Origin of the sequence: Butyricimonas sp. DFI.6.44 (assembly GCF_022132345.1) — a bacterium.
GTDB classification, from domain to species: Bacteria; Bacteroidota; Bacteroidia; order Bacteroidales; family Marinifilaceae; genus Butyricimonas; species Butyricimonas muris.
The window spans coordinates 36,543-54,083 of the sequence record NZ_JAKNJD010000013.1; the positions used below are offsets into that span (position 1 = coordinate 36,543).

Genomic DNA, 17,541 nt, shown 5'->3' on the forward strand with positions numbered 1-17,541 from the left:
CCGGTCTCGTGGATAAATTTATCGACGGGCTCCGGTGAATGTTTAGTACAAGAGTACACTCTTGGAGAGCTGATATTAGGTTCAAACTTTAGATGATTATTCTTCTAAATTACAGAAATATTATATTGATAATTTTGAATATAGAAATATTTATTATTGTATTTCCGGTCAGTTTGAAGAAAAAAAAGTATTTTTGTACTGACAAAATGGTTGTAATATACAACCAAAATTTCAGAACCATCATAAGGACTGTTATTATGGTAATAGATAGAAACGAATACATGGAGCAGTTATTGGCAAAACGTTGGAACGGTAAGGTAAAGATTGTGACTGGTATAAGACGTTCAGGCAAGTCGTTCCTGCTCTCAACTCTTTTTAAGAAGCGATTGATTGAGGAAGGAGTTCGAAAAGAAGATTTCGTGGAGGTGGCTCTTGACAGAAAATCGGATATCAAGTATCGTAACCCGAACCTCCTGTACGACTATATCATAGAGTGTACAAGAGATATGAACAGGAAGTTCTATGTATTAATTGACGAGATACAGTTGTCGTATAAGGTTAAAAATGAAGATGCTGATGAATCATTAGTACCCGAAGAGGACAGAGAGATGCTTTACACCACGTTCTACGACATCTTGAATGATCTGATGGCACGTCCGAATCTAGACGTCTATGTGACTGGCTCAAACTCTAAGATGCTGTCGCGGGATATCGTGACTAATTTTCGTGACCGCGGTACTGAAATAAAAGTTTATCCGCTATCATTTGCAGAATACTTGTCTGTGGCTCGGATGGAGAAAGCTGATGCACTGGAGGAGTATCTGATGTACGGCGGTATGCCTTTGGCGGTTCTTGAGCCGGATGAAAAGGAAAAACGTAAATATTTGAAAGGCCTCTTCTCGAATGTCTATATCAAGGACATTGTGGAACGCTACAACCTAAAGGATGACAATACATTGAGTGCTTTGATTGATGCACTCTCATCGTCTGTAGGCTCACTGACGAATCCGAACAAACTGGCCAATACAGCAGGTTCTTTGATGGGAAAGCTGCCTTCGCACAATACTATTAAAAACTATTTGGACTATGTGGAGGATGCTTTTCTTTTCCAGAGCGCAAAACGATGGGATGTGAAAGGACGTAAGTATTTCGACACGATTCAGAAGTATTACGCCATGGATTTAGGATTGAGAAATGCTAGGTTGAATTTCCGTCAGCAAGAGCGTTCGCACCTGATGGAGAATATGATTTACAATGACTTGATTCGCAGAGGTTATTCAGTGGATGTGGGCATTGTAGAGTTGACACGTGTAATAGACGGCAAGCGTAAGTTGTCGCAATATGAGATTGACTTTGTGGTTAACGTGGGCAATGACAAGGTGTATATTCAGTCGGCATTGAATGTGGACACTCCTGAGAAGAAAGCACAAGAGACTTTCTCTCTGAGAAACACTGGCGACTTTTTTCGCAAGATTGTTGTGCTGGACGGTAGCCGTAAACTTTGGTCGGATGAAGATGGTGTATTGTATGTGGGCGTGATCCCATTCTTATTGGAGGATGTTGTGGCGGAGGTGATCAATACGAATTAACGCTTGACGAACACTTCGAGTCCTCCCAAGGACATATATTCAATTTTTTTTCTGATATGTTTGAATCGTTATTCATTTTGTGTTAACAAAAATTATATGGCAAATATAATCATATTTTGCTATATATAAAATATTTTGTTATTAAGATTACGATTGTTGATTTGGTTTACCGAAACTTTTGCTGGCGGTATTATATTTTGTTTCAATGTAATGAAAGATTTTTTTCGAGAGGTAATTGTGAAGCGGTTAAAATTGTTTTTACGGGGAAAATGAATCTCGAGTTTTAGGCGTCTGTGTCAGGTTACAGGGTGTTTATACAGTTATTTGGCTGTCTGTGTCATTTCGTTGGTGGGGGGACGTGGGGGAAATATCTTTGTATCGTTGATTTAAAAATAAAAGATGATGAGAATTTTAAAGAACGCGGTACAAGAGGTCGGAGATACCTGAGGAATTCCCCGGGAAGACGGGGGGTAATCCCGGGGAAGACAGGGAACAAAGTCCTTTTAAACTCCTTTCAAAGTCCTTTTAAAGACCTTCGGGAAGGTTTTTGAAAGGAGAGTGATAGGAAAGAGAAACGAACGAGAGTGTTTATTAGTTATTGTTTTCAATTTAATCAGTATGGCTAAAACAGATAAGTTGATATCGGGAAAAGTCGGGAACACGGTTTTTTATCGGGTAGGAGCGGATACCCGGGTGCGGAGTACCCCGGCGGAATACTCGGACGCGAAGACGCCGGAACAGATGGATTGCCGTTCTCAGTTTATGGTGGCGATTTGTTTTTATCGGCACATGGTGGTGACACCCTTGCGGGAAGTGTGGCGTGTGGCGACAGGGGGAATGTCCGCGAGCGGTTACAATTTTTTCATGAGGCTGAACATGAAGGTTTTTAAACCGGACGGGAAGATTGCCGATTTTTCACGTTTGCAGTTGGCGGTGGGGATGTTGCAGAAGGTGAATAATCTTCGGGGTGAGGTGGATGACCGGGACGTTGTAACCTTGACGTGGGAGGAAAATGCCGGGTTGGCTCCGGCAAGGATGGGCGATGAGTTAATGGTGGTCGTGTTGTACGGCGATCGCTCGTTTACTCCCGTGTTTGAAGAAGTGCGTGCGACGAGGGGTGAGAGAAAGGCGATGATCCAATTGAACCGGAAGCGAGGCATGGCGGCACATTTGTATTGCTTTTTCCGGGCGAAAGAGGGAAAGGCGTATTCGTCGAGTCAATACCTAAGAATTTAGTGATTTACGATTTTAGATTTATGATTTTGAGATCAAGTGATCTCATTTTCAATTTTCAACTTTCAATTAAATAGATATGGCAAAAAAAGGATTTGATGAAAAGAAAAAGATGGAAGATGTTTATTTGGAGATTCTCCAACGTTTGGAAGAGTATCACCGGGATGTACGAATAGCGATCGAGACGGTGACACGGGTGCCACACCGCTTGATGAATACGGAAGAGGTATGCAAGGCGATGGATATTTCTCCTAAAACATTGCGTCGATATGCCCGATGGTTCGGTTTTCCGGTACGTAAGGTAGGAAATCGGAATCTTTATTTCGTGGCAGAGATTAAGAATGCCGTACTTAAAGGGTTGGGCTTTTGGAAGGAGTAAAGGGTGTGGTCAAGGCGGTTGGCGAGGTGGTCGATCGCCTGACTCTCCCGGCGAGGGAGAAACGGCAACTGGAATTGGATTTGCTACAGGTACTCGCGGAATGGGAGCGGACTCGGGTAGAGGCGCAATCGGCGGTGTTGGTGGAGGAAGCGAAGGGAAGTTGGTTGCAGCGATCGTGGCGACCGTTGGTGATGTTGGTATTTGCGGTGATCGTGTTGGTCGGAACGTTCACGAACCTGCCGATTCTTGACGATACTTCCCGCTTTTGGGACTTGCTGGAAATCGGTTTGGGCGGTTACGTGGTGGGACGAGGCGGAGAAAAAATTCTGCAAGTCTTCACGCGAAAACGACGTTTTTAATTTTAGATTTATGATTTACGATTTATGAGTTCATTTTCAATTTTCAATTCTCAATTTTCAATTGTCAACCATCGGTTGATGGGCGATCGGGTACGTCATTTGGTTTGCGCGAAGAATACCCGGAAGCTGGTGGGACCGGACATGATTGTCTTGCACTATACCGCCGCGTGGGGAGCCGAGGCTGCCGCGATTTACCTGACAAGACCTGACGTGGGGGCTTCCGCTCATCTGGTAATCGGGCGGGACGGGGAGATCATTCAACTTGTGCCGTTTGACACGGAAGCGTGGCACGCCGGGCGTAGCTGGTACGCGGGGCGGTCGGGATTGAATCGTTATTCCATAGGGATCGAACTGGATAACTTGGGGAAACTTCGTTTGTCGGGGGGAATGTTCGTTGCCGAGTGCGGGCGGATTGTTCCGGCGGAAGACGTCTTCGCGTACGAATCGGAAGGGAAGTTGACTTACTGGCATCGCTACACGAGGATGCAGGTGCAAACTTTGGCGAAAATTTGTAGCGTGCTGGAGGAGTACTACCCGATCAAAGATGTCGTGGGCCATTCCGCGGTCACGAACCGGAAAATCGATCCGGGGCCGGCGTTGGAGGAAGCGGTTAAAAATTTATGATTTACGATTTATGATTTATGATTTCATGATTTTTGATTCATGGATTTAAGTGTTTACATTTTCAATTTTCAATTTTCAACTTTCAATTATTATGGCAGAATTTAATTCTTATTTGTTAGGTAAAGCGAGAAAATCAGTAGGTAACATCACGTTGTGTTACACGAGGAGTAAGAACATCGCGAAAGCGAAAGTATTCACGAGGAAGGATAACCCGACACCGGAGATACTGGCACAGCGGGCGAGGATGAAAGTGTTGGTACAGTTGTCCCGGAGTCTTTTACCGGTGATACGGAAAGGCTTCGTGGGGATCGGGAAGGGGTCGACGTCAAATGCTTTCGTGGCGGCGAACATGAAGGCGGTGACGGTGAACGAGAAGAACGAGGCAACCGTTAATTTTGAACAATTGTTGGTGGCTGCCGGGATTATCAATCCGCCGAAGGTGACTGTGACGTACAGCGAGGAAAACCAAAAATTCCTTTTCGAGCAAGAGGGGCAGGAAGAAGAGGACGGGTTCGCGTTGACTGACGACCAAGTGTACGGCGTGTTGTACGAAACGGAACGGGAACGGGCAAGGCTGGTAGTGTTGAGAGCCCGGGGTGAAAGTGGCAGTACCAGTTACGCGCTCCCGGACGAGTGGGATAACACGAAAGTGAAGGTGTATTGCTTCGCCACGTTGAAGAACGGAAAAAGGGCGTCGGACAGCTTATTGATTCAGTGATTTTCGATTTATGATTGAGTGATTCCAGCCGCACGGGCTTCGCTCTTGATTTATGATTGGGTAGAGTTTTTCGGCGAATCATAAGTTTTGTTTGACTATCTTTTTTGAAGGGAACCGACTGCACGAGTTCTATTTTGTTGTGGTCGGTTCTATCTCGCTCATTTTCAATTTTCAACTTTCAATTGTATGAATTATTTTGTGATAGGTATGTTTTCGACTTTGAGTTTTAACTCGGTATTGTCGCAGATGGTGGATCATTTGTTTGCCGGGGTTGTTAGTATAGCAGGTGGTATCGTGAGTTCGATCGCCGTGGCTTGGGTGAAACGACGATGGGAGCGACGAAAACAATGAGGGGGGAAACCCTCTCATCGTTTATTTGTGTGTAATATTGAAGGAGATAATTCGGATGACAGAAAGTCTCTAATATAAATATGCTGGATGCCCTCGTAAGAGTTTTCAAAAGAGATTTCCCCAGACACGACAATCTTGGGATAGTTGTCTTTGATTCGGAGTAAATTACCAAATTCTCTTTTAATTGTTTCTTCTTTGGATAGTTCCACGGCAACTTGTACGTATATGGTTTCTCCTTTGCGTTGACACACGAAGTCGATTTCTTCTGACCCGAGAGTCCCGATTTTTACATCATATCCATTATATACCAAATGGTTGTAAACTAAATTCTCCAACCGGATACCCCGGTCTTGTCTTTTGTATCCTGTGATGACATTGCGAATCCCTAGATCTTCAAAATAATATTTTTCCCCTCGTTCAAAAAGACGTTTCCCTATAATATCAAATCTCCCAACTTTTTGAACAATAAAGGCATCTGATAGCGCCGTTGCATATTCTCCCACTACGTAAGGCGATATGTCTATTCGTTGACTTTTTAAAAAGTCACTGATGCTTTTAGAAGAAAATAAATTCCCGATATTATTAGCGAGAAATAAGATTAATTGTTCCAAGAAGGAGGTATTTCGGATATTTTTCCTTTGTATGACATCTTTTAATATAATCGTGGAGTAAATACTTTTAATATATTCCGTGATAACATCTTCTTCCATTGGTAAATGGAAGAGATAGGGTAATCCCCCGTAATGAATGTATTTTTCGAGCGAAATGTCATTGTTTTCTAATTTATGGAAGCCTAAGAATTCTAAGTAAGATAAACTATGGATTGTGAATTCTATGTATCGTCCCCCTAATTCATTCGCCAAATCGCTTGAAAATATTTCTGAATTGCTACCAGTTATATAAATATCGTTGTTTTCTTCTAATGCCAAAGAACGGATAGCCAGCCTAAAATCTTGTATTTCTTGAATTTCATCAATGAAAATATAATTCATCCTGTCCGGATTGACTTTGGACTTCACGTAATTGTTTAATTCCATGAATGTTTTTATACTGATGAAATCAACATTTTCCTTATTGATGTAAATAATATTTGCATCAGTTTCTTCTTCTAAAATGAGGTTCATCAATTGATATAGGATGTAACTTTTACCGACACGGCGATGTCCTGTCATTACTTTTACTAAGGATTTCCTCATAAATGGTTTGATCCTAGTGATGTATGAATCCCGTTCTTTAATGATCTTAGGTGTATTCATTTTGTCTAAATATGATTGTAATTCTACGCAAATATACGATTTATTCTAAATACGATTGTAATATTTGGAGGCATATTTTTAGTTAATGAAATTTTTGAATGAAAATTTTTTGGTTAGTTGATTTTTTGGTTTTTATTATATATTTTTATGGAGCATAAAATAACGTTTTTTGTTCCTACGGGATAGAACATTAGGAAAATATATTAATGGTGGGGTGTAATTGATTTATTGTCAGGTGTAATTACGAGAATGGCGTGTAAAGATAACCATTTAATATTTTCGAGTCTTTGAAAGATTGAAGAATCTAGTTTAATGATATGTGCGGAGGGGAAATTATAATCTAAACATTTAAAAATTACAGACTATGAAATTATTTGGTTTTCTCTTATTGGCAAGTGTCTTGTTGAGTTGCGTTCGGAATGTTTCGGAAGAAAGTGTTAATGGACGGGAGTTTCGTTTTCGTTCTAATATTCAAGACTTGAGACCCGGTAGTTTATCCCGGGTGGATGGGTTTAGTGAAGGGAATAAAATATTTCTTTACATTGCTAAGCGGGAGAGTGCGGATGTTGTTGCTGTTCCTGCAAGTGAAGATCTTTGTAAAATGAACTATGGGCAGGAGGGCGATTTGACTTTTGCGGATGGTGGTGAGCATTATTATCCCGATGGGCGGATAGACGTGTACGGGTATTATTGGGAAAAGGAACATTCGGAACCACAAGAATTGACCCGAATGAATGTTAGCGTGGAAACAGATCAATCTAACGGTTTGGATAAATCGGATTTTTTGTATGTGAAGGCGGCAGAGGGATATGCAAAAGATGCCGAGCCGATAAAATTGGAGTTTGAACATCTGTTTTCCAAGATCGTGTTGAATATTGCGACGGAAACGCCTGCTACGATTGATTTGACACAATTGGAAAATGTGAAATTGCATGATGTTGTTACTAGCGGGACTCTTAATTTGGGGATGGGTGAAGTCGAGAATGGAGAAGCGAAAGATGAAATTATAATGCCGAAATCCAACAATTCTTCTGTTATTATTTTGCCGCAAGAGATAGAGGGTAATAAGAAGTTATTCTCGTTTCAAGTTGCGGGGATTGAAGAGCCGTTTGAAGTAGAAGTTCCTGCCAATAATTTCGAGCAAGGGAAAGAATATACGTATAACGTGAAAGTGAATAAATACCCGGGTATGGGACCTGTTGAAATGCAGTTTTCGATGTTGGTAAAAGATTGGTACTCGGAAGAGTCTTATGAGATTGTAATTGAAAAAGGAGAGGAAGTTGAAGTTTTGTTGACGGAGGTTGCTGTGGGAGTGAATATTAGTAAAGCGGATCTTTATCTGTCCTCGGGAGAAGTGAAACGGGAATTGAAAGGGATTGCAGTGGTGGATAATAAGATGAAGTTTGTTTTCCCTCGATTGGTGGAAGGAGGAAGCTTACGATTGGAGAAAGCGATTTTTTACACTGATAATAAAGAGTCTTTTGAATACTACTTTGAGAATAAGGAGTTAAGAGGTAACAATTATGATCGAGTTGATTTGCCTGCACCGAAGATTGGGGATGCTTGGGCAGGAGGAACGATATTTGTAGTTGGAGAGGTTACTGGATACAATGAAACAGATAATGAATTTGAAACGGATACGAGAGGGGTTAATGCTTATCGAGGAAGAGTGGTTGCGAATGAGGGAGTAGAAGAATTGGAGTGGTGTGATGTCCGTGCCATGGGTAAAGATAAATTAGTTGGTGCAGTGGATAAGAATGATGGGGCTAAAAATATGCGTGCTGTGAAAATTTTTATAGAAAATAAAGGTGAAGATATAAACAAATATCCTGCTTTTAATGCGTGTTTAAGTAAAGGTGAAGAATGGTATTTTCCTGCGATAAATGAAATAAAATATATTGTGTCGCAATCAACAAAATTGAATTCCAATATAGAGGCGCATGGTGGGGAAAAGATAGGTGATGGTAACATATATGGAAGTTCAACTGAACGAGGCGAGGAGCGTTTGTCTGATTATTTACGTACCGATGGATTTAATGTTAAAGATAATGCTGCAATAGTTCGAGCCGTCCGTGCCTATTGATAAAACCTTTTGAACTATATGCCGTAATTCTGAAAGAGACCCGTTTGTTCGGTAAGGAATGGATGGGTATCTTTCAGAATTTAAGTTCGTAAACCTTTTAAATTACAGTTTATAAGTCTATATTTGCAAAAAAATTAAAACACAGAACCATGATAATGCATAAAGTTACAACTTTAAATCAATTTATTATTGAGCGGCAGGCGGAGATTCCGGGTGCTACCGGGGAGTTCTCGAGACTTTTACATCATATTGGTATAGCTGCTAAAAAAGTTCATCGTGAGGTGAATAAAGCTGGTTTGGTAGATATATTAGGTAAGGTGGGTTCCATCAATGTCCAGGGTGAGGACCAGCAAAAGTTGGATGTCTATGCCGACAATACTTTTATGGATGAATTAAGGGCAAGTGGTGAGTGTTGCGGGGTTGCAACAGAAGAAAATCAAGATATAGTGGTTTTCGAGGAAGGCTTATGTAGAGATGCCAAGTATGTTATATGTATGGACCCGTTGGACGGCTCGTCGAATATTGACGTGAATGTGTCCGTGGGGACTATTTTTTCAATTTATAAACGTGTTTCTTCGCTCGGGGAGCCTTTGACAATGGAGGATTTCTTTCAACCCGGGACGCAGCAAGTGGCTGCCGGGTACGTGATTTACGGGTCGTCGACTATGTTGGTGTACACTTCCGGTAACGGGGTGAACGGTTTCACGCTGGATACGTCTATCGGGGAGTTCTGTTTGTCACACCCGAATATGCAGACGCCGGAAAACGGAAAAATCTATTCTATCAACGAGGGTAATTACGTGAATTTCCCCGTGGGAGTGAAGAAATTTATTAAATATTGCCAAGAGAAAGATGATGCAACCAAGCGTCCGTATACTTCTCGTTATATCGGTTCTTTGGTGGCCGATTTCCACCGGAATATGTTGAAAGGGGGAGTATTCCTTTACCCGCAAACCAGCTCGCACCCGACAGGTAAGTTGAGATTGTTGTACGAGTGCAACCCGATGGCATTTATTGCCGAGCAGTCGGGAGGTATGGCGACGGACGGGGAAAGGCGAATCCTTGAGATCGTGCCGGAGGCGCTGCACCAGCGGGTGCCTCTCTATACAGGCTCGAAGAAGATGGTACAGAAGGTTCAGGAGTTTCTGACTTTCTTCAACAATATCTAAGAAACAGAAAGTTCAAATGGATGATGGCACTAGCAATCATCCATTTGAAATTAAAAGAGAAATAAAAATTTATGCTATATGATAACGAAACAGTTAATTGAACCGAAGAGTATCGTGGTCGTGGGCGGCTCGGATGATATACATAAACCGGGCGGAACCGTGTTGAGAAATTTGCAAGACGGTAATTTCAAAGGAGAACTTTACGTGGTAAATCCTAAAATGGATGAAGTGCAAGGTGTGAAGTCTTATCGTGACGTGAAGGATCTTCCGCAAGTGGATTGCGCTATTTTAGCGATTGCCGCTAAATTCTGTCCCGCCGCAGTAGAGGTACTTGCCAAACAAAAAAATACGAAGGCATTTATTATTTTATCTGCCGGATTCCACGAGGAAAACGAAGAGGGTGCTAAATTAGAGCGTCAGATCGTGGATACGATTGATTCCGTGGGTGGAGCATTGATAGGTCCCAATTGTATCGGGGTTTTGACTAACCATTATAGCGGGGTATTTACCAGCCCGATTCCGGAGTTGAACCCGCAAGGGGTGGATTTGATTTCCGGTTCTGGGGCAACGGCCTTGTTTATCATGGATTCGGGAATGCAGAAAGGTATTAAATTCAATAGCATGTATTCTGTCGGGAACTCTGCCCAGATGGGTGTTGAGGAGATTCTGGAATACATGGATGAATCGTTTGATCCGGAAACGAGTTCCCGCGTGAAGTTGTTGTACGTGGAGAGTATCGAGAAGCCGGAGAAGTTGTTGAAGCATGCTTCTTCATTGATTCGTAAAGGTTGCCGTATCGCGGCGGTTAAGTCCGGTGGTTCGGCTGCCGGGAGTCGTGCCGCTTCTTCACACACGGGTGCGTTGGCTAGTTCGGATGTTGCTGTTGAAGCTTTGTTCCGTAAAGCCGGAATCGTGCGTTGTAACGGACGTGACGAGTTGATGACGGTTGCCGGAATCTTCATGCATCCCGAGGTGAAAGGAAAGAATATGGCCGTGGTGACTCATGCGGGAGGTCCTGCCGTGATGTTGACCGATGCGCTCTCCAACGGCGGAATGGATGTGCCGCATATCGAGGGAGAAAAGGCAAAGGAGTTGTTGTCTAAATTATTCGGTGGTTCATCTGTCGGGAATCCGATAGACTTCCTTGCCACGGGTACGGCAGAGCAATTAGGCTTTATTCTGGATGCTTGTGACAAGGATTTTGATAATATCGACGGGATGGCTGTTATTTTCGGGAGCCCGGGATTGTTCCCTGTTTTCGACGTGTACAACGTGCTTGATGAAAAGATGAAGACAAGCAAGAAGCCGATTTTCCCCATCTTCCCGTCATCCAAGATCGTGAAGGCCGAGATCGACGAGTTTGTTTCTAAAGGACGGGTGTATTTCCCTGATGAAGTGTTGTTCGGAAATGCCCTTTGCAAGATATACAAGACTCCCGCGCCTCAACCGGAGCATTTCGATATGCCGGATATGGACGTGAAGAAAATCCGGGAAGTGGTGGATAACGCGCAGAATGGTTATTTGTCACCGGAAGAGATTCACGCTTTGTTGGATGCGGCAGGAGTAGCCAGAGCGAAAGAAGGCGTGTCCGATAACGAGGAGGAAATCGTGAAGATGGCGAAAGAGATCGGGTTTCCGTTGGTAATGAAAGTGGTCGGACCTATTCATAAATCGGATGTCGGCGGAGTCGTGATGAACGTGAACGACGAGGAAACTGTGCGTCGGGAGTTCAAACGGATGATGCAGATCAAAGATACTTACGCTATTATGTTGGCTCAACAGTTGAGCGGTACGCAAGTGTTTATCGGGGCGAAACGCGATGATAAGTTCGGACACATGGTGCTTTGCGGACTTGGCGGAATTTTTATCGAGGTGCTGAAAGACGTGAAAGCAGGGTTGGCTCCGATGTCCAAGTCAGAGGCTCACGGGTTGATTAAAGAACTGAAATCCTACAAGATTATCCAAGGAGTGCGCGGTCAAGAGCCCGTGAACGAAGACAAGTTCGCCGAGGCTGTGATGCGTATTTCTGCGTTGGTAAAAGTAGCCCCGGAAATCTTCGAGATGGACTTGAACCCGCTTCTGGGTAACAAAGACAACGTGGTTGCCGTGGATGCCCGTATTCGGATTGAAAAATAAAGAAATGAGGGTGTGTGTTAATACACCCTCTAGTCCATAAGGTCTATAGAGTCTATAAGGTCGTAAGGTCAGGCGTTATGGACGTTATGGATCTTACGGCTAAATTAATATATAATGAAGAAGAAGGATTTTATTGTTCTGGGGTGTGTGATTTTGTTTCTGCTCCCTTTTTTCGTGTCGGAAACGGTTTATTCCTTTTACAAGACGTTTAATGCCGAGCACGGTATGATTATGAGTTTCCTGAAATTTGGTATTCTGTCGACTTTCGGGGAGTGTATCGGGTTGCGTATCAGCGCGGGCGTTTATAATCGCAAGGGATTCGGGGTGTTGCCGAGAGCTATCGTGTGGGGAATCCTCGGGATGGGAATCAGTATGGCGATGACGATATTCGCGAACGGTGTTCCTGCGTTCTTGAAAACGATGGGGATGGAGAACGCAACGACCGTGATGGGAGAGGCTTTGTCCGGGCAGAAAGTGTTCGTTGCATTCTGTATTTCCGTGGCGATGAATACAATATTTGCTCCCGTGTTTATGACATTGCACAAGATTACCGATACGCATATATTGAGTCATGGCGGTACGTTGGCAGGTCTTTTTACCCCGATACAGATGGGTGAGATTATGGCAAACCTGAATTGGCGGGTACAATGGAATTTCGTGTTCAAGAAGACGATACCTTTTTTCTGGTATCCGGCTCACACGATTACTTTCTTGCTGCCGGGAGATACGCGGGTATTGTTTGCCGCTTTATTGGGTGTCGCTCTCGGAATATTGCTGGCGATCGCCACGCACAAGAAATAAGACGAATATAACTTTTAGACATTTTTGCCGTATAGTTTATAGTTGATACAATAATCACTATAAACTATATTTTTATGGATAAGGTTACAAGGAAAGGTAAAAAGGAGGTCGAAAGACAAGAAGAACCGTTGCGCTTGACTGCTGATCTTGAAGGAAATTATCTTTTGGATGAACGGACAAGTGAAATGAAGTGGTTAGGGATATTTTATTCCCCGGCGGGTGGAAATGTTCATCGGGTGGCTAAAATGCTGAAGAATAAAATCGGTGCCGGTAAAGTGGATATGTTTTGCGTGAATGATGTCCCCGCGGGGAAATTGTTGGATTACAAGAATATGATTCTGGTCTGTTCTTCTCTTGGCAGAAGTACGTGGGAACGGGAGCAGAGAGATCAATGGGCGAAGTTTTTCCCGCAGATGCGTAAGATTTCGTTAAAAGATCGTTTTGTCGCTCTCGTCGGGCTGGGCGATCATATCACGTATCCCAAGAATTTCGTGGACGGGATGGGATACATGGCAGAGTTGGTAACCGGACTCGGTGCGACTTTAGTGGGTAAAACCACCACGGACGGGTACGTGTACGAGGATTCAACTGCCGTGGTTGATGATCTGTTTGTCGGACTGCCTTTGGATGAGGATTTCGAGCCGGAGAAGACGGATGCCCGGATAAACAAATGGTTGGATATGGTGATGCCGGAGTTTGAGGGGGTATAGATCCTTTCAAGAAATTGATTTCGTGAAGAATTTTTCAACTTTCAACTTTCAATTTTCAATTAAATCACTATCTTTGCGCCGCCTATCGAGAATAGGTAGTAATTAATAAGTTAAAAGTAAAAGAATGGCAACTAAAATTAGATTAGCAAGACACGGTCGTAAAGGCCGTCCGTTCTACCATGTAGTGGTAGCAGATAGTAGAGCGCCGCGTGACGGTCGTTATATTGAGAGAATTGGTTCTTACAATCCGATGACTAACCCGGCTACGATTGATTTGAATTTTGACAGAGCATTGTATTGGTTACAAACCGGTGCGCAGCCGACCGATACTGCGAAGGCAATATTGTCTTACGAGGGTGTTCTTTTGAAGAAACACTTGTTGGAAGGAGTGAAGAAAGGTGCGTTTGATATGGCTGCTGCTGATACAAAGTTCGAGGTTTGGAAGAAAGAGAAAATCGCTAAGATTCAGGCTAAGATTGCGCGTTTGGCTAACGAGTCTGAAAGTGAATACAAAGCTCGTCTGGAAGCTGAGGCTAAAGTAAAAGAAGCTAAAGCAGAGATTGTAGCTAAGAAACAAGCTGAAATTGCAGCGGCAAAAGCTGAGGCAGAGGCTGCAGCAAGAGCAGAAGTAGAAGCTGCCGCTACAGAGGCTGTTGCAGCGGAAGTAGCTCCGGAGGCTCCGGCAGAAACTCCAGCAGCAGAATAATTTATGATCAAGAGGGAAGATTGTATAAAGATCGGCGAAATCGGTAAGACTCATAACTTACAGGGTGCGTTGATTGTTTACACGGAAAATGATCTTCTTGAACAATACATGGATGAACCGGTGTTCCTTCTTCTGGAAGGTGCACCGGTTCCCTTTTATATCGCGGAAGATGGTCTGACGGCACGGAACCATACTTCTTATATCGTCAAATTTGATTTTGTTGACTCGAAAGAACAGGCGGACCGATTGGTGGGGAGTGATTTGTTGATGGACAAATATCTGCTTGAAGAGGAGGATATGCCTTTGGAACTTTCTGATCTGATCGGGTTTTCCGTGGTTGACGAACCGACAGGTGAAAAAGGGGAGGTTGTGCAGGTTGATAATTATTCGGGAAATGTAGTTCTTTCTATCCGGATATTCTCGAAAGAAATTCTTCTTCCGGTATCCGATGAATACGTGACAGACATTCTTCATGATGAAAAATTGCTGCATGTAAATATTCCTGAAGAAATCAAAGAACTTTATTAAACCTTTTTAGGAATACAAACGTAAACAGATGTGATTTTTCAATCATCATAGTGTCTTATTGGTACTTCCTTGATAGAGCCGAACTCTCTAAAACTTCAATTTTTATTAAACCAAAATTTTCTACGATTTTTATTTCTACTTTAGAACAAATTTATATTTGGAAAATTTTTCAAGAAAAATGGAATTATTAATCGTTTTATTATCAGTGTTATGACTGATGATTTTGGAAAACTTGCAACAAGTGTTAGTAAAAATATTTTTCTAAGAAGTTTTTTTTCCATAGTTTTGTTCTGTTGGAAAAGGGACCAAAAAGAAAATTTATTATATACGCTAAATGGAACAAACTACAAAGAAAGTGGAGAAACAGAAACAGGCTGTAAACCAAAAGAAAGTGTACACGCAAGAAGAAGCTTATAGTAGTTCTCTTGATTATTTCAAGGGTGACGAGTTGGCTGCACGTGTTTGGGTGAGCAAATATGCTTTAAAAGACTCTTACGGGAATATTTTTGAGTTGAACCCGAATGATATGCACCGTCGTTTAGCTTCAGAAATCGCACGCATCGAAAAGACTTACGCCAACCCGATGAGTGAGGAGGAGATTTTTGAAGTTTTACGTGACTTCAAGTATATCGTACCGCAAGGAGGTCCGATGACCGGAATCGGTAACGATTATCAGATTGCTTCATTGTCTAACTGTTTCGTGATCGGTCACGACGGGCCTTCTGACTCTTACGGGGGAGTGATGAAGATAGATCAGGAGCAAGTACAATTAATGAAGCGAAGAGGCGGGGTGGGACATGACTTGTCGCATATTCGTCCCAAGGGCTCGCCGGTAAAGAATTCGGCTTTAACGTCAACAGGTATTGTTCCCTTTATGGAACGTTACTCTAACTCTACGCGCGAGGTTGCACAAGACGGTCGCCGGGGAGCTTTGATGTTGAGTGTGTCTATCAATCACCCGGATTCCGAGAGCTTTATCGATGCCAAGATGACGGAAGGTAAAGTGACCGGAGCAAATATTTCGGTAAAGATTGACGATGAATTCATGAATGCCGTTGTTGAGGAACGTGATTATATACAAAAATACCCGGTTTATTCCGATGAGCCGAAGAACGTGAAACAGATCAATGCCGTGAAGTTATGGAATAAGATCGTGTACAACGCTTGGAAATCCGCTGAACCGGGAATCTTATTCTGGGATACGATTATTCGGGAAAGTATACCGGATTGCTACGCGGACTTGGGATATAGAACGGTATCTACCAATCCTTGCGGGGAGATCCCTTTGTGTCCGTATGATTCTTGTCGTTTGCTGGCGATTAACTTGTATTCATACGTGGTAAATCCTTTCACGAAAGAGGCTTATTTCGATTACGATTTATTCAAAAAGCACGTGGCTATCGCTCAACGGTTGATGGATGATATTATTGATCTGGAGCTTGAGAAGATTGATGCTATTTTGGACAAAATTAGTGCGGATCCGGAAGACGATGAGGTTAAGGGTGTTGAAATCCGTTTGTGGGAGAAGATTAAAACGAAAGCCAGAGAAGGACGTCGTACCGGAGTGGGTATCACTGCCGAGGGCGATATGCTGGCTGCTTTGGGTTTGCGTTACGGTAGCGATGAGGCTGTTGATTTCTCCGTGGATATTCACAAGCGATTGGCTATTGCCGCTTACGGTTCTTCTGTCGAGATGGCAAAAGAACGCGGGGCTTTCAAGATTTTTGATGCCAAGAGAGAGGAAAACAATCCGTTTATCACTCGTTTGAGAGAAGCTGATCCGGAGATGTACAAGGATATGGTGAAATACGGACGTCGTAATATTGCTTGTTTGACGATTGCACCCACGGGAACGACCAGTTTGATGACGCAGACGACTTCCGGTATCGAACCGGTGTTCTTGCCCGTTTACAAGAGAAGAAGAAAGGTAAACCCGAATGATAAGAATGTGCGTGTGGATTTCGTTGATGAGACGGGAGATGCTTACGAGGAATTTATAGTATTCCATCATAAGTTTGCCCTTTGGATGGAGAAAAACGGGTATGATGTACGTGAACGCTATACAGATGAGGAAATCGATGAGATGGTGGCTAAATCTCCTTACTACAAGGCTACATCCAATGATATCGATTGGGTAGCTAAAGTGCGTATGCAGGGGCGTGTGCAGAAATGGGTAGACCACTCTATCAGTGTTACCGTGAATCTGCCGGCAGACGTGACGGAGGAATTGGTGGGACAGCTTTATATCGAGGCTTGGAAGAGCGGTTGCAAGGGATGTACGGTTTATCGCGACGGTTCTCGTGCGGGAGTACTGGTTTCCAATAAAGATAAGAAGGAAGAGGGTGCGATGCCGTCAAAACGTCCGAGAGAGTTGGATGCGGAGATCGTGCGTTTCCAGAACAACAAGGAAAAATGGATTGCTTTCATCGGTCTTTATAATGGTCGCCCTTACGAGATATTCACCGGTATTGCTGATGACGAGGAAGGTATCATGTTACCGAAAGCCGTGACGGATGGTAAGATTGTCAAGAATACGGACGAGGATGGTAATAGCCGTTATGACTTCCAATTCTCTAACAAGAGAGGTTTCAAAACAACGGTTGAAGGGTTGTCTTACAAGTTTAACAAGGAGTACTGGAATTACGCCAAGTTGATTTCGGGAGTCTTGCGTTACGGGATGCCGATCAATCAAATCGTGGATTTAGTGGCAGCCATGGAATTTGATAACGAGAATATCAACACGTGGAAGAATGGTGTCGAGAGAGCTTTGCGGAAATTCATTCCGGACGGAACCGAGGCTACTGGTTCCGTGTGTGAGAATTGCGGTTCAAAATCTGTCGTTTATCAGGAAGGTTGTTTGATCTGTAAAGTTTGCGGGTCATCCAAGTGCGGTTGATGC

16 protein-coding genes are annotated in these 17,541 nt (G+C 43.2%); 15 read left to right on the top strand and 1 reads right to left on the bottom strand.

The genetic code is table 11. The features are described 5' to 3' along the window. Positions 1-257: 257 nt before the first annotated feature. The 7 genes from L0M98_RS17435 (at position 258) to L0M98_RS17465 (ending at position 5,253) form a co-directional block, all read left to right on the top strand. Positions 258-1,589 carry an ATP-binding protein gene (locus L0M98_RS17435; RefSeq protein WP_227217137.1) on the top strand — a complete coding sequence of 444 codons (1,332 nt, stop codon included), beginning with the start codon at positions 258-260 and terminating at the stop codon, positions 1,587-1,589. Positions 1,590-2,207: 618 nt separating this feature from the next. Further along, positions 2,208-2,825 (top strand): DUF6266 family protein, encoded by a 618-nt coding sequence (locus L0M98_RS17440; protein ID WP_227217136.1) that lies wholly within the window; start codon positions 2,208-2,210, stop codon positions 2,823-2,825. Positions 2,826-2,901: 76 nt separating this feature from the next. Continuing rightward, the gene (locus L0M98_RS17445; protein WP_099291684.1) at positions 2,902-3,201 is read left to right on the top strand and encodes a helix-turn-helix domain-containing protein; all 300 of its coding nucleotides are present in this window, start codon (positions 2,902-2,904) and stop codon (positions 3,199-3,201) included. Further along, complete coding sequence (locus L0M98_RS17450; protein WP_227217135.1) at positions 3,189-3,560, top strand: 3TM-type holin; 372 nt, start codon at positions 3,189-3,191, stop codon at positions 3,558-3,560. Before L0M98_RS17445 ends, L0M98_RS17450 begins: the two co-directional genes overlap by 13 nt. 78 nt (positions 3,561-3,638) lie before the next feature. Next, positions 3,639-4,184 carry an N-acetylmuramoyl-L-alanine amidase gene (locus L0M98_RS17455; protein ID WP_227217134.1) on the top strand — a complete coding sequence of 182 codons (546 nt, stop codon included), beginning with the start codon at positions 3,639-3,641 and terminating at the stop codon, positions 4,182-4,184. A 91-nt stretch (positions 4,185-4,275) separates the two neighbouring features. Then, complete coding sequence (locus tag L0M98_RS17460; RefSeq protein ID WP_099291687.1) at positions 4,276-4,902, top strand: DUF6266 family protein; 627 nt, start codon at positions 4,276-4,278, stop codon at positions 4,900-4,902. Positions 4,903-5,088: 186 nt separating this feature from the next. Beyond that, on the top strand, positions 5,089-5,253 hold the full coding sequence (locus L0M98_RS17465) for a hypothetical protein (protein WP_227217133.1): 165 nt from the start codon (positions 5,089-5,091) through the stop codon (positions 5,251-5,253). 14 nt (positions 5,254-5,267) lie between these two features. On the opposite strand, the gene L0M98_RS17470 is transcribed toward L0M98_RS17465, so the two are convergent. After that, positions 5,268-6,509 carry an ATP-binding protein gene (locus tag L0M98_RS17470; protein WP_227217132.1) on the bottom strand — a complete coding sequence of 414 codons (1,242 nt, stop codon included), beginning with the start codon at positions 6,507-6,509 and terminating at the stop codon, positions 5,268-5,270. A gap of 364 nt (positions 6,510-6,873) precedes the next feature. On the opposite strand from L0M98_RS17470, the gene L0M98_RS17475 reads away from it, so the two are divergent. The 8 genes from L0M98_RS17475 (at position 6,874) to L0M98_RS17510 (ending at position 17,538) form a co-directional block, all read left to right on the top strand. After that, positions 6,874-8,592, top strand: a complete 1,719-nt coding sequence (locus L0M98_RS17475; RefSeq protein ID WP_227217131.1) for a fimbrillin family protein — start codon at positions 6,874-6,876, stop codon at positions 8,590-8,592. Between the two features lie 149 nt (positions 8,593-8,741). Then, positions 8,742-9,761, top strand: coding sequence for a class 1 fructose-bisphosphatase (gene fbp / locus L0M98_RS17480; RefSeq protein WP_218014301.1), 1,020 nt, complete (start codon positions 8,742-8,744; stop codon positions 9,759-9,761). Between the two features lie 78 nt (positions 9,762-9,839). Beyond that, positions 9,840-11,897: an acetate--CoA ligase family protein gene (locus L0M98_RS17485; RefSeq protein WP_227217130.1), complete on the top strand. Its 2,058-nt coding sequence runs from the start codon at positions 9,840-9,842 to the stop codon at positions 11,895-11,897. Between the two features lie 114 nt (positions 11,898-12,011). Further along, positions 12,012-12,698 (top strand): hypothetical protein, encoded by a 687-nt coding sequence (locus L0M98_RS17490; RefSeq protein WP_186975938.1) that lies wholly within the window; start codon positions 12,012-12,014, stop codon positions 12,696-12,698. A gap of 74 nt (positions 12,699-12,772) precedes the next feature. Then, on the top strand, positions 12,773-13,408 hold the full coding sequence (locus L0M98_RS17495) for a flavodoxin domain-containing protein (protein ID WP_099291694.1): 636 nt from the start codon (positions 12,773-12,775) through the stop codon (positions 13,406-13,408). Between the two features lie 124 nt (positions 13,409-13,532). Continuing rightward, a complete protein-coding gene (locus L0M98_RS17500) occupies positions 13,533-14,114 on the top strand; it encodes a 30S ribosomal protein S16 (protein WP_227217129.1) in 582 nt (193 codons plus the stop codon). A 3-nt stretch (positions 14,115-14,117) separates the two neighbouring features. After that, positions 14,118-14,642, top strand: a complete 525-nt coding sequence (gene rimM, locus L0M98_RS17505; RefSeq protein WP_099291704.1) for a ribosome maturation factor RimM — start codon at positions 14,118-14,120, stop codon at positions 14,640-14,642. Positions 14,643-14,976: 334 nt separating this feature from the next. Beyond that, on the top strand, positions 14,977-17,538 hold the full coding sequence (locus L0M98_RS17510) for an adenosylcobalamin-dependent ribonucleoside-diphosphate reductase (protein WP_099291705.1): 2,562 nt from the start codon (positions 14,977-14,979) through the stop codon (positions 17,536-17,538). The last annotated feature ends 3 nt before the right edge of the window (positions 17,539-17,541 follow it).